The 13,620-nt window shown below is 36.5% G+C and carries 9 protein-coding genes and 1 pseudogene; 3 read left to right on the top strand and 7 right to left on the bottom strand.

Going from position 1 to position 13,620, the window contains the following annotated elements; translation table 11 throughout:
- The 4 genes and pseudogenes from ES677_RS15950 to ES677_RS06715 form a co-directional block, all read right to left on the bottom strand.
- A pseudogene (locus tag ES677_RS15950) lies at positions 1-186 on the bottom strand (ISAon1 family transposase N-terminal region protein); the annotation flags it as partial.
- A gap of 70 nt (positions 187-256) precedes the next feature.
- A complete protein-coding gene (locus ES677_RS06725; protein ID WP_148380822.1) occupies positions 257-1,588 on the bottom strand; it encodes an MBL fold metallo-hydrolase in 1,332 nt (443 codons plus the stop codon).
- A 171-nt stretch (positions 1,589-1,759) separates the two neighbouring features.
- Positions 1,760-2,800 (bottom strand): AI-2E family transporter, encoded by a 1,041-nt coding sequence (locus ES677_RS06720; protein WP_148368817.1) that lies wholly within the window; start codon positions 2,798-2,800, stop codon positions 1,760-1,762.
- Positions 2,801-2,976: 176 nt separating this feature from the next.
- A complete protein-coding gene (locus ES677_RS06715) occupies positions 2,977-3,930 on the bottom strand; it encodes an NAD(P)H-quinone oxidoreductase (protein ID WP_148368818.1) in 954 nt (317 codons plus the stop codon).
- A gap of 611 nt (positions 3,931-4,541) precedes the next feature.
- Between ES677_RS06715 and ES677_RS06710 the strand changes: the two genes are divergently transcribed.
- Complete coding sequence (locus tag ES677_RS06710; protein WP_148368819.1) at positions 4,542-5,201, top strand: peroxiredoxin; 660 nt, start codon at positions 4,542-4,544, stop codon at positions 5,199-5,201.
- A gap of 481 nt (positions 5,202-5,682) precedes the next feature.
- On the opposite strand, the gene ES677_RS06705 is transcribed toward ES677_RS06710, so the two are convergent.
- Positions 5,683-8,640: a DNA polymerase III subunit alpha gene (locus ES677_RS06705; protein WP_148380821.1), complete on the bottom strand. Its 2,958-nt coding sequence runs from the start codon at positions 8,638-8,640 to the stop codon at positions 5,683-5,685.
- A 6-nt stretch (positions 8,641-8,646) separates the two neighbouring features.
- A complete protein-coding gene (locus tag ES677_RS06700; RefSeq protein WP_148380820.1) occupies positions 8,647-9,861 on the bottom strand; it encodes a DNA polymerase Y family protein in 1,215 nt (404 codons plus the stop codon).
- A gap of 52 nt (positions 9,862-9,913) precedes the next feature.
- Here ES677_RS06700 and ES677_RS06695 point away from each other — a divergent pair, with 52 nt between their 5' ends.
- Positions 9,914-10,687 (top strand): XRE family transcriptional regulator, encoded by a 774-nt coding sequence (locus tag ES677_RS06695; protein ID WP_148368822.1) that lies wholly within the window; start codon positions 9,914-9,916, stop codon positions 10,685-10,687.
- Positions 10,687-12,015, top strand: a complete 1,329-nt coding sequence (locus ES677_RS06690) for an exonuclease domain-containing protein (RefSeq protein ID WP_148380819.1) — start codon at positions 10,687-10,689, stop codon at positions 12,013-12,015. The genes ES677_RS06695 and ES677_RS06690 overlap by 1 nt, the downstream gene beginning before the upstream one ends.
- A gap of 242 nt (positions 12,016-12,257) precedes the next feature.
- Here the strand turns inward: ES677_RS06690 and ES677_RS06685 are convergent, their stop codons facing one another.
- Complete coding sequence (locus ES677_RS06685) at positions 12,258-13,616, bottom strand: RCC1 domain-containing protein (RefSeq protein WP_148380818.1); 1,359 nt, start codon at positions 13,614-13,616, stop codon at positions 12,258-12,260.
- Between the last annotated feature and the right edge of the window lie 4 nt (positions 13,617-13,620).

Genomic DNA, 13,620 nt, shown 5'->3' with positions numbered 1-13,620 from the left:
AGTATTACCTCGTAGAGGGAAGTCTTGAATAGTAACTTCTTTGTGAAAACCGTGGGCAATAAGGATTTTGGATTTCTCTTCTTTAGGAACCACATTGCGCTCTTCAAAATAAAGATGCATTACATCACCATTTTTAGTATTTTTTATTAGATCGAAATGATTAATTAAAAATTCAGGAAGAATAAGTTTGAGTAATTCAAGATAATTGTCGACGTTTTATTTCAATTCACACACAACTTTTGAGAATGATCCTGTTTTACTCTTGAAATGCCGTTACATCATCGCTTAAATCATAAATAATAACGTTTTCTAGTTTATTCTGAAGGATGCTACTTCCGGCAGCGCTACGGTAGCCCCCAGCGCAATGCACCACTATTGGTTTATCTGTAGGTATAGTGTTGGCTGTATTTCTTAGTGCATTTAAAGGATGAGAAATGGCGTCATTAAAAATCTGACCTTCTTCAACTTCGCTTGTATTGCGTATATCTACAATAGTATATTTCTGAGGATTATTTTTAAAATCTGTTAGGTCTAGTTTTTTGGTTTGCTCAAGATACTCACTAGATAGGGTAATGATTTGTTTCAGCTGACTTTCGTAGCCTATTTTTGCCACACGTTGCAGTATGTTATCCTTATTTTCTTTAGTGTCAATAACAAGAGTAAATGCTTCTTCAGGTTCTATAATAGAGCCTAACCAGGTTTCAAATTTGGCATTTTCAGAAACCGCCTGAATATTATAACTCCCCTTTAAATGTCCTTTTTTATAAATACTTTCATCACGAATATCTACAATTGTGCCTTCAGCACTTGTATTACCTTTAAACGGAATATCCTTAATACTCGGCTCTAAATTAGGAGCTCCAACTTTATTCAAGTCCACATCGAATCCAAAGTAAGAAGGGATAAATGGTTGACCAGCGAGTAAGGTATTTATAAATTCCTTTTTCGACTGGTTTTTAAATGCCCAATTTCCTATACGTTCATTACCCAGCGTGCTGCTACTAGCATCGCTAATATTTTTACCACACAGCGAACCTGCTCCGTGTGCTGGATAGATAATGGCATCGTCTGGTAAATTATTAAATTTAGTGGTGATGGTATCGTACATCATTTCAGCCAATTCTTCACGTTTGGCTTTCATATTACCTGCCTTTTCACGCAAATCGGGTCTACCGACATCTCCTATAAATAAAGTGTCTCCAGTAAAAAGAACGGTTTCTTTACGGTGCGAAGCCACAATAGTGATGCTGTCTGGTGAATGGCCTGGTGTATTAATAGCCTTAAGTATAACGTTTCCTAAAGTTATACTATCGCCATCATCAAAGGATTGGTGCGGATAACCGGCACCTAACTTTTCACTATTATAAATGATCGCTCCGGTTTCTTTGTGAATTTCTAAGTGCGAACTCACAAAATCTGCGTGCGGGTGGGTTTCTATAACCGCCTCTATTATGGCGCTGTTAGCTTTTGCAAAAGCATAATACTGTTGCGGATTTCGTTCGGGATCTATTATTGCCATTTTTCCATTACTAACGATGGCGTAAGAATAATGGGCTAGCGGTTTGTATTCAAATTGTTTGATTTTCATAATTGATACTTTAGTGTAATATTAATTAAAATTATGATATAATATAAGTAAATATAGCAACTTAGGTTACATAGCGTGATTAAATTGATTGTTCCAGAGGTCTTTTTTGATCTTTTTTTAGGTGATGTTACTCTAACTTAAATCGCGCTGTTTCGACGGGTATCGCAGTACTTAAGACTGTCTGTCTTTAAGGTATAGTTTCTGAACAAGTACAATGACAATAACCGTTAGTGGTGTTGCCAAAATTAATCCCCATCCGCCAGTGAGTACGCCCATTAATAATTGCGCAATTATTATTAGGGCGGGAGGCATATTAAGCAATTTTTTCTGAACGAGTGTGGTAATAAAATTGCTCTCAATAAATTGAATTAAAATATAAAGACCAACCACCAAAGCCGCCATTGTAGGACTTTGCAAGAGCGCCACTAACACCGCTGGTATTAATGCTAGTATGGGGCCAAAATTGGGAATAAAACTTATTAACCCAGCCAATAGCGCCAAAACAAGCCAAAGAGGCATTCCTAGAATAGCTAAACCTATGGCGGTTAGAATAAAGACAACAAACATAGAAAACAACTTTCCTTTAAGCCATTTGCGTAATTGCTCTCCTAACTTATCTAATACGTCCTTTGCTTTTTGTTGTCCTCTTACTGGTATTAGTTGTACTATACCGTTCGTGTACGTTTTCGGCGAAATGGTAAAGAAAATACCAATAAATAATACCACATAAATATCACCAAATACTCCGAATGAAGATTGAAAAAATTGTCCCGCAAACACTTGCGCTTTATCCATAGAACTTTTTGAAGACACTCTATCAACAATAATCTCACCAATAGTACTGTTATTTAATCTCGCCTGTGCATTTTCAATAGTTTCGGGTAATGTTTGCACTAACTGAGCCATTTGGTCTTGTACTTTAGCACCAATTAACCAAAATAATCCTGCACCAATTAACAAAGTACTTAAAACAGAAATCGTTACAGAAACCCATTCTTTCCAATTTGTTTTACGTTGTATTAAAGCACTAAAACCTCTAAAAAATATAGCTATAAGTGACCCTGCTAAAACCAATAAAAAAATGCGGAAAGTAGCTTCGAAAATTAACAAAAGAATGAGCGTGAGAATTAAAGTTTTGGTAACAATAAACACTTTCTTTTGAAAGGAGGGATGATCTTCTGATTTTATTTGAGGGTCGTTATTTTGTTTCATAGTCACGTGGTTTTAGTAAGACATAAATTTACATTTTTAAAATCTTTTACCAAAGTATTAAAAGCGCGTATAGATTATTTAATTTTAGCCAAGTGTCTCAATGATAGTTTTTGAAAATAGGCATGTCAATTTAAGATGTTGTGACTTTCTTTAGAATGAAGTTTGTAATTATGCTATTAATCCATCGTAAGTAAAATTTTCCCAATGTGTGTGCTACTTTCCATAAGTTTATGTGCCTCGGCAGCACCTTTTAGTGGAAACGTTTTATAAATTACAGGCTGTATTTTTTTTGAATGGAATAATGGCCAAATATTTTTTTCTACCTCCTTAGCAATTTGTGTTTTTACGGCAGCCGATTGGGGTTTTAGAAAGCTACCGGTTAAAATTAGATTTTTGCTCATAATGGTTCGCAGATTAATAGAGACCTCACTACTTTTCATACCATTAATATTAACTAGACGTCCTTTATTATTGAGAATATCGAGATTCTTCTGTGTATAATCGCCACCAACCATATCTAAAATAACATCTATTTTTTTATCTTTAAAAACGTCTTCAAAGGCTTCTTTCTTGTAATTTATCGCCTTGCCGAGATCCATTTTATTAAGAAACTCAATCTTCTTATCGTTTCCTGCAGTGGTGTATATTTCAGAGCCCAACGCTTTAGCCATTTGTAAACCCATAGTACCAATACCGCTAGTGCCGCCGTGAATTAGCAACTTTTCATTAGGTTGAAGTTTTGCTAATTGAAATACATTAAACCACACAGTAAATACCGTTTCAGGAATGGCAGCAGCATTTGTGAGACTTAAGCCCTCAGGCGTGGTAAGGCAATGAGAGCTTTCTACATTTACATATTCTGCATAACCACCGCTGGCAATAAGTGCGCAGACATTATCGCCAATTTTTTTATCGGTGACGTTATCACCAATTTCTGTAATTTCTCCAGAAACTTCCAAACCCGGTATTAAAGACTCAGTAGTAGTTTTACGAGTTATAACATCGCTACGATTTACGCCCGCAGCTTTCACTTTTATTAAGACTTGATTTTTTCCTGGTTTCGGCTTTGACGTTTCTTTTAGTTGTAATACTTCCGGCCCTCCAGATTTTGTGATATAAATTGCTTTCATTTTTGTCTGTTTTCGGTTAGCACTAATAAACAACATATTTTGTAGCTCTATTATAAAAAAAACATAAGGTTTATGCGCGCCAAAAGGCAGTTTGCTAAATAGGAATACGTTTTATTTATCTAATTTTGATATTTTTTATTGAAATTCTAAATTAGAATATTAACCACATCAAAGTTTTTGAAATTTTGTATTAATTTAAGTATCGTTACTCTTTAACAATTTTAGAATGTAATAACTGAAGCCTCCAAGTTAGTTTAGCCCCTAATAAGTTTGGAGTGCTATTTTAAATTTCAATTAATACCTTTGAGATATGAAATATAAGAAATGGAGTTTAGAAGAAAAGCTCTATAACCTCAATTTCTTCATTTTTTTGGGATCTTTTCAATTATCCAATTCTATAGCTTTTTTTAAATTTGCTAATTGAAGATGTAATGCTATTCTATTGAAAAAGAACACTTAAACTTTCTAATAGACCATATTTTTAAAAAATATTAGAATACAATTGTCCGTTTTTATAATTTTCTAACCTTTTACCTTTTCAGTAACATTTGTTACTGTGTTTATAAATAACATTCAGTATCTTTATATAAGATAAAATTAAAATAATTATTATGGAAAATTCAGAATTAAATACTGTTTATTCAATGCCAAGAATAGGCGACGAGGCACCAGACTTTAAAGCCAAAACAACCAAAGGCGATATACAGATGGCGAATTTTGCCAAGGATAAATGGATTTTGATGTTCTCGCATCCCGCAGATTTTACACCCGTTTGTACAACTGAAATGAGTGGTTTTGCTGAACGTAAAGATGAATTTACCGCATTAAATACAGAGCTTTTGGGTTTAAGTATTGATAGTATTCACTCACATCTAGGATGGGTTAATAATGTTCGTGAAAAAACAGGAGTGTATTTTGATTTCCCTATCATAGCCGATATAGATATGAAAGTATCAAAACTATACGGAATGTTACAACCTAATGAAAGTGAGACCGCTGCCGTGCGTGCCGTATTCTTTATCGACCCATCAAAAAAAATCCGTTTAATAATGTACTACCCACTCAATGTAGGTAGAAATATGGATGAAATTTTAAGAGCTTTAGAAGCCTTACAAATTTCAGACGAACACGGGGTAGCAATGCCTTTGGATTGGAAAAAAGGCGACTTAGTAATTGTGCCACCACCAAAAACATTAGACGAGATGAATGCTCGTATCGCTGATAAAAGTTTAGAAAAAGTGGATTTCTATCTTGCAAAAAAATCATTGTAATCAATGACGTTGGTTTTTAGTTAAGGCTAATTAGTAGTAAGGCGGCGAGTAATCGTCGCTTTTTTTAGTTCTGATAGCATAGTTTACGCTAATTCAGCAAATTGCTTATTGATTTTACAAGAAGAAATAAATTCAATCAATGAAAATATAATTTTAACCAACATACTTTTCAGTTCACTATTTGGTGCCATTGCACAAAATAGGACGCTATAAAATCTTAACAATTTCGGCATTAAAAAACAATAGAGCATAATGATGGTCAATTGGTTATAGTAAGATCGTCAAAAGAATTCAACCAATAAGCTGTTAAAACTGTTTTAAATATTGATTTTTTCCAACAATAAAATTTCAAAATAGGTTTTGAAAAGCCTAACAAAGGTCAACCCGTATATCTTTATTATCGTTCTTGCAAACGCAGCCAGAAAGCAGCAGCCAATTTAGAAACAACGTATAATACTATTAAAAGAGGTCTACAATAGAGTTAACATTCTCTAGGATCGGGAAGAATTCCTAGCTTCTTACTCCAAACAATATTCATACTGTAAAAATCGAATCTATCGGTAATTTTTCCGTAGCACGCGTAAATACCTAGTCCGTTAATAGGGTAGTGGTCTACCACATTTGTAAAGTGAACGGCATCAAAATAATCGCCGTTTTGGTCTATAAAAGTACTTAGTCGCATTAATTTGCCTTGCGCCGTTTTATTGTATCGGGTGGTAACTAAACTTCCGTAAATTAAAATTTCTTTGTTTATAAAATCCTTCATATTCTTAGCTAAAACACCACCGCTTAATTCTTGATTAGCTAATTTAAAATAATCGCACAACGGAAAGCTTAACAGCTCCATTTCATCGTAAGCATCTTCCACCCAGTTAGAATTTAGTTTAGGGATTGTAAACGCTTTATGCTGAATTTTAAAGAGTTTAGATTGGCTAGATTTCACACCGTCGGCATTTAGTTTAAAGGTGGCGTGCCATAATAATTCGGTTTTAGTGTGCGTGGTAAACCGGAACGCATCAATTCTTATAAGTATGGTTAATTGCTCAATACTAATAGTTACGCGGTCTATAAAATCGTCTAACGATTTGTACTCGCCATTAAGTTGGCGATCGGTTAACAACCGCTGCACGGTGTACGATTCTACATTTTTTAAATATCCAAAGCCCAGATAAATAGAGGTACCAACCAAACGATTAGGGTGATCGCTGGTATTAATACACGGCAAACAAACGGTTGCACCTTGCTGCTTGGCTTCGTGAAGATAATGCTCTACGCTATAAAATCCGCCACCATTATTTAAAACGGCGGTCATAAATTCTATCGGAAAATAACATTTTAAATATAAACTCTGGTAACTTTCTACGGCATAAGACGCCGAGTGTCCTTTGGCAAAAGCATAGCCGGCAAAACTTTTAATTTGGTTCCAAACCTCGAAAGTAAGCGCGTCTTTATAGCCTTTGGCCCTACAATTAGCGAGAAATTTATCTTCTACGGCAGTAAATTCTGCTCGCGATCTAAACTTACCACTCATTCCACGTCGTAACACATCGGCTTCCCCAAGTGAGAGTCCCGCAAACCGATTGGCAACTTTTAAAACATCTTCTTGATACACCATAACGCCATAGGTCTCTGGCATAATTTCAAGTAAAATGGGGTGCGCGTTTTTCCGCTGTTCTGGGTAACGGTGGCGTTTTATAAATTCCTCTTTCATTCCAGACCCCGAAACGCCTGGTCTTATTATAGAACTAGCGGCCACCAAACCCAAATAATCTTGCGTTTGCAATTTCTGCATTAAACCGCGCATTGCTGGCGACTCCACATAATATGCACCAATAGCACCGCCAGATTTTAAGAGGTTATTTATGTTCTTGTCCTTTTTAAACGCTTCCACATTTGTGATGTCTATGGGGGGAAGATCGGGCCTGTTTTCTTTTATAATCTCTAAAGCTTCTTTAATTTTTGCTAAGCCGCGTTGTCCTAAAATATCAAATTTAAAAACGCCAACGTCTTCAGCGATAATCATATCAAACTGAACGGTTGGGAATCCTTTTGGCGGTAAATCGGTTGCCGAATAACAATGAACGGGAGCATCTAAAATTAAAATCCCTGCCGAATGCACACTCAAATGATTTGGGAAGCCTTCAATTAATTTGCCATAACGCAACACGAGTTTCGATACGTCGTCGAGCTTAGCTTCGGGAATGCCCCCTTTGCTTAATTTATCGATGTCTTCTTTTGGCAGCCCAAACACTTTACCCAATTCTCTAACCACGGCGCGGTATTTAAAGGTGTTGTAAGTCGCTAATAGTGCGGTATGCTTGAAACGTTTAAAAATATAGGCGGTAACATCCTCGCGATCTTTCCACGAGAAATCGATATCGAAATCTGGTGGCGACGCGCGAAACGGATTTATAAACCGCTCGAAATACAGATCTAATTCAATAGGGTCGACATCGGTAATACCAATAATATAGGCCACGATACTATTGGCGCCACTACCACGCCCCACGTGAAAATAACCCTGACTTTTAGCATAGGAAACAATGTCGTGATTGATAAGAAAAAAGGATACGAAATCCAAAGATTTAATGGTATCTAACTCTGTTTTTAAACGGGCAAACACTTTGTCGTCGGGGTTTTTATAGCGTTTTTTTAGGCCTTGCTGGCATAAGCTTTCTAAAAGGGTGTAATCTTCTTCAGCCGAATGAGTATATAAATTTAAATTCTGTGACACGCGGTCGGCACCAAAATTAAAATGCACAGTGCAGGTTTCTAGCAGGCGATTGGTGTTTTCTATAATATGTGGGAAATCTTCAAAAGCGGTTTTTAACGCTTCCGCGGAAAGCATTTTGTCTGTAATTTTACATTCTTCGGACGTGCTTAATTTGCTTAAAAGCGTGTTATTATCGATGGCGCGTAATAAACGATGGGCATTAAAATCTTTTTGAGATCGCACGGTTACCGGCTGAAGCACGACGAGCTTATCGGTATAGGTCTTCAGTTTAGAAAAACGTAATTTTCGTAATTCCTCAACAGAAACGCCAATAAATTCAGAATCTAAGAATGTTGTTTTATTCAGTTGGAGCACTTTTTCAAACGGATAAATAACAAAACTGTCTTTAAAAGGAGGAGCGGTTTCGGGAAGCTTTAGTTTCTGCTCAGAATGCTGCGATAAAAAACTATTCAGTTCTTTAAAACCCTCATTATTTTTCGCGATCCCTACAAAGTGCTGCTGTGCACCATGTCTAAAATCGATGCCTATAACGGGCTTAATATTAAAATCTTTAGCTTTTCGTATAAAATTTAAACACGCAGAGGTATTATTAATATCGGTTAATGCCAAGGTATGGATCCCATTTTCTTGGGCTAACTTTAGCAAGTCAACCTCAGAGAACGTTCCAAAACGCAAAGAATAATAAGAGTGGCAATTACAATACATTATAGATTAGTGTTTTCTATGTGCTAATAAAATGGGTGGTTCTCCGCTAAACGGATTTTGAAATCTGCCAATCGTTTTTGCGCCCATCGAGGAGGCTCTCATTACGCTCAACTCGCCATAACGCCCGCGAATATTATCCATAGCATTATACAAGTTTAACATTTCTTCGGTGTCGTCGAACAAATTAATTTGATAATTACCAGTCACGATATCGCTAATTTTCACACCCACTAAACGGATTAATAGTCGGCGTTGGTACAGTTTATCAAACAGCTCTAATACTTTCGGGATAATAGTATGGTCGGCACTAGAATACGGGATTTTTATCTGTTTGCTATACGTATTAAAATCTGAATACCTGATTTTTACGCTTATCGTACCGGCTAGTTTTTCGCCTCTCCGTAGTTGGTAGGCCAAACTTTCTGCCATTGCAAAAATGGTGGTGCGCAGTTGCAACACATCAATAGTATCTTTGGTAAAGGTGCGCTCTGTAGAAATGGATTTTCGTTCGTGAAAAGGAATTATTGGCGGATTATCGATACCGTTAGCACGTTTCCAAATGGTGCGGCCGTTGGCACCCAAAGCGCTAATCATCATTTCAACCGGCATTTGTTGTACAACCGCCACTTTATCAACACCCAAATTACGCAGTGTTTGATACGTCTTTTCGCCAACCGATGGTATTTTCCGAATCGATAAAGGCGCTAAAAACGATTTTTCGAAACCAGAATCAATTTTTAACTGATTGTTGGGTTTTGCCTCGCCAGTAGCTACTTTAGAGACTATTTTATTTGCTGATAATCCAAAAGATATGGGCAAACCGCTATCTTTCATTATTTGTTGTCGTAATTCCGAAGCATATTTATAGCAACCATAAAACTTATCCATTCCGGTTAAATCGGCATAAAACTCATCGACACTTGCTTTTTCAAAAAGCGGCACTTTTTCTTTTATAATTTCTGTTACCAGATGCGAATATTTAGTATAAATACTAGAATCTCCTTTTATAACCACTGCTTCGGGGCAGAGGCGCCTGGCCACTTTCATCGACATCCCAGAATGCACCCCGAAAACGCGCGTTTCGTAACTGCAGGCCGCTACAACACCACGATCGCCAACGCCACCAACGAGTAATGGTAGCTGTTGCAAACGGCTATCGATAAGGCGTTCGCAAGAGACAAAAAAGGTGTCTAAATCCAGATGTAAAATATTCTTCTGCATAATGCAAAAATAGTTTGTATATCGAACATTGATTGTTTAATTTTGTAACATTATGAATAATTTATCAAAAAACATAAAATACCTCAGAAACTTAAAAAAGTTATCTCAGGAGGCTTTAGCTGAAGAGTTGGGCGTACACAGATCGCGAATTACATCGCACGAAGCCAATAGAACAGAACCCAATGTGGAGATGATTTTAGGCTTGTCCGATTTCTTTAAAGTGCCCGTAGATATTTTGCTACGTCACGATTTAAGTAAGTCGAACGGCACCGCGTTTATCGAGCTAGGAAATCAGCGGGTGTTATTCCCGATTATGGTAGATAGCGATAATGAGAATTTAATTGAAATTGTACCTATAAAAGCATCGGCTGGGTATTTAGCCGGTTACGACGATCCGGAATATATCGAGCAGCTTCAAAAAATAAAATTGCCTTTTTTACCTACCGGCAAGCACCGCGCATTTCCTATAAAAGGGGATTCGATGTTGCCAATGAAAGATGGTTCGTTTGTAATAGGGCGTTTTATTGAGGATCGGAGTGATATAAAAACAGGACGAACCTATGTGCTGGTTACGCTTAACGAAGGGATGGTTTATAAACGTGTTATGAATAATATTGAGTATAACGGATCGCTACTTTTAATGTCGGATAATAAAACGTACAACGACTATAGTATTCCTATTGACGAAGTTTTAGAGTTATGGGAATTTACGTGTAGTATTAATACCCAGGAATATTCGGTTGAAGAATTAAAAATAAGCAGTATTCTCGGTTTATTTAACGAGTTAGGCATAGAATTGAAAGCTTTAGAAAATCATTTAAAATAATGATGTACACTATTATAGATGTTGAAACCACGGGTAGGAGTAATCAGATTACCGAAATTTCTATTTTTAAATACGATGGGCGCCAAATTGTAGACGAGTTTACCACTTTGGTGAATCCGCAGACAGAAATCCCAGATTATATTACTGCTTTAACGGGAATTGATAATGGGATGGTTGCCAATGCGCCTACGTTTAGCGAAGTCGCACAAGCTATTTTAGACATAACGCAAGACACCATTTTTGTGGCGCATAACGTTAATTTCGATTATAATGTGATTAGAAATGAGTTTAAGGCGATTGATACCGACTTCCGAAGAAAAAAACTGTGTACCGTTAGGCTTTCCCGAAAGCTGTTGCCAGGCTACCGGTCTTACAGTTTAGGTAAGCTGTGTAAAGAGTTGAATATTAATATTACCGACAGGCACCGTGCAAAAGGCGATGCTGAAGCTACTGTGGTGTTATTCGAAATCCTTTTACAACAAGACGATGCCGATACTGTTTTTAGCGATTTTATGAAGAAATCTTCAAAGGAAGCCACATTGCCATCACATTTACCAACGGCTGTCTTTAATGCCATCCCAAACGCTGCTGGCGTTTATTATTTTAAAGACAAAAAGGGAAAGATTATTTATATAGGGAAAGCCAAGGATTTAAAAAAACGGGTGCTGAGTCATTTTTATAGTAAAACTAAGAAAGCCTTAGAGATGTGTCGCGAGACTAAAGACATTGATTTCGAATTATCGGGCAGCGAACTCATTGCCCTTTTAATGGAAGATGCCGCCATAAAACACCATTACCCAAAATTTAACCAAGTTGCAAAACGCCAAACAAAGCAGTATGGTATTTTTAGTTTCGAAGACCGCAACGGCATTCTTCATTTGGCTTATAATACCATTAAAGGGGCGCCAAATGCAATACAAGTGTTTCAGAGTATTAGAGAATGTCGCGCGTTTTTAGAATCTATCTGCCTGCACTATAATCTGTGTCCTAAATATTGTCACTTGCAAGAAGGTGTTACGCAGTGTTCGCATTACAGTATAAAAACGTGTAAAGGTGTTTGCAAAGGCGAGGAAACCGCCAGCGATTATAACGCTAGGGTAGCAGTGGCAATAGACGCTATTAAAACGACTGCCGAATCTAAAGTGATAAAAGAACAAGGGCGCACGCTAAATGAAGAGGCTTTTGTGCTTATTAAAAACGGAACGTATCTTGGATATGGTTTTATAGATAAAGACGAAACCATACACTCTGAAGATGCCTTAGAGTCGTTTTTAATCCAACAAAAGGATAATTTGGATATTCAGAAAATATTACGCGGGTTTTTGTAGTTGTTTATTGATTGGTGTTTTGGGTGGGATTGTTATAGTTTTTAGCTATTGAATACTTTAATCTCTTTAATAGCGACTCCTTGAATAATTTTGGATACGCTTGGAATTGAAGGTAGTTTAGCCCATTAAAAGTTCGGAGTGCTATTTTAAATTTCAAATAATACTTTTGAGATATGAAATACAAGAAATGGAGTTTAGAAGATAAGCTGTAAATATTTAGTCTCTTTGGAAGAAATAGGAATTTAAGTTTTTACAAATTTAAAATTACGTTTACCATTACCGCTAAATATTTGTAAGATATAAACGCCTGATTGAAAACATTCGACATTTATTTTTGAGAAATTTGTGGAAGTTTTATAAACTACTTTACCCGATATATCAGTTACTACCATTTTTGAAATTTCAATTTTATTAGAGATATAAATGTAATTATTGGCAGGATTCGGATAGATTGTAAATGGCTCTATTGCTACTTCTTCTATCCCTAAAGACATACAACTAATTGACGTAAAAACAGTTTTATTGATAGTCGTTCCGTCACCTAAATGGCCACTAATATTACTTCCAGAAGACCATAGATTGCCATCCATATTTATGGCGAAAGTAGATGAGTCTCCACATGCTATGGTTTGCCAATTAGTAAAAGTGTTTATTTGAGTTGGAGGATATATGTGACTATATGCGCCGCTTCCTAATTGTCCGTAAGAACCACTTCCCCAAGACCATATTGTATTATTCTTTTTTAATGCTACTGCAAAAAAATCACCAGATTTAATTGTTTTCCATTCTGTATCGCTCCCTATTTGCGTAGGGATATATAAGTAATCCTCTCCATTGTTTACTAAAAATGAAGGAGTGTTTAAGCCCCAAGACCATAAAGTTCCGTTTGCTTTTATGGCTAAAGAATGTTCATTATTAACATCAATACTTTGCCAATCATTATCAATTCCAATTTGCATAGGTAAATTTAAACTTGTTGTAGTTCCATTACCAAGTTGGCCGAAATAATTAGCGCCCCAAGTCCACAAGGTGCCGTTTAATTTTAATGCTGTGCTATGAGCGTAACCCGCGCCAATAGATTGCCAATTAGTGTCTGTACCAACTTGAATAGGAATATTACTGTTAGTTGTGTCACCGTTTCCAAGTTGTCCATAATTATTTCTACCCCATGCCCATAATTTACCAGAAGTATTTATAGCAAAGCTATGAAAATCTCCACCAATAATTATAGACCAATTTGTTGAGTCTCCAATTTGTATAGGTACTGTACCATTACTATTTGTTCCGTTACCTAGTTGACCATAATAATTACCTCCCCAGCTCCATAAAGTTCCATTCCTTTTTATGGCTAAACTATGATAGTCGCCCGCAGTCACTTTTAACCAATCGGTATCGGTTCCAACCTGTATAGGACTTGATTCATTATTGGTAGTTCCATTACCTAATTGACCAATAGCGTTTCCTCCCCAGCTCCACAATGTTCCATCAGATTTAATGGCAACCGTATGATACTGTCCCGCTGAAATTAATTGCCAACATTGTGCGTTAAGGAACTGATTCGAAATAAGAAATAGTAAAATTATTAGAGAGATTTTCTTCATTGGA

The sequence above is a fragment of the Bizionia gelidisalsuginis genome (genome assembly GCF_008086185.1).
GTDB lineage: Bacteria > Bacteroidota > Bacteroidia > Flavobacteriales > Flavobacteriaceae > Bizionia > Bizionia saleffrena.
This window is presented reverse-complemented; position numbering and strand designations above follow the sequence as displayed.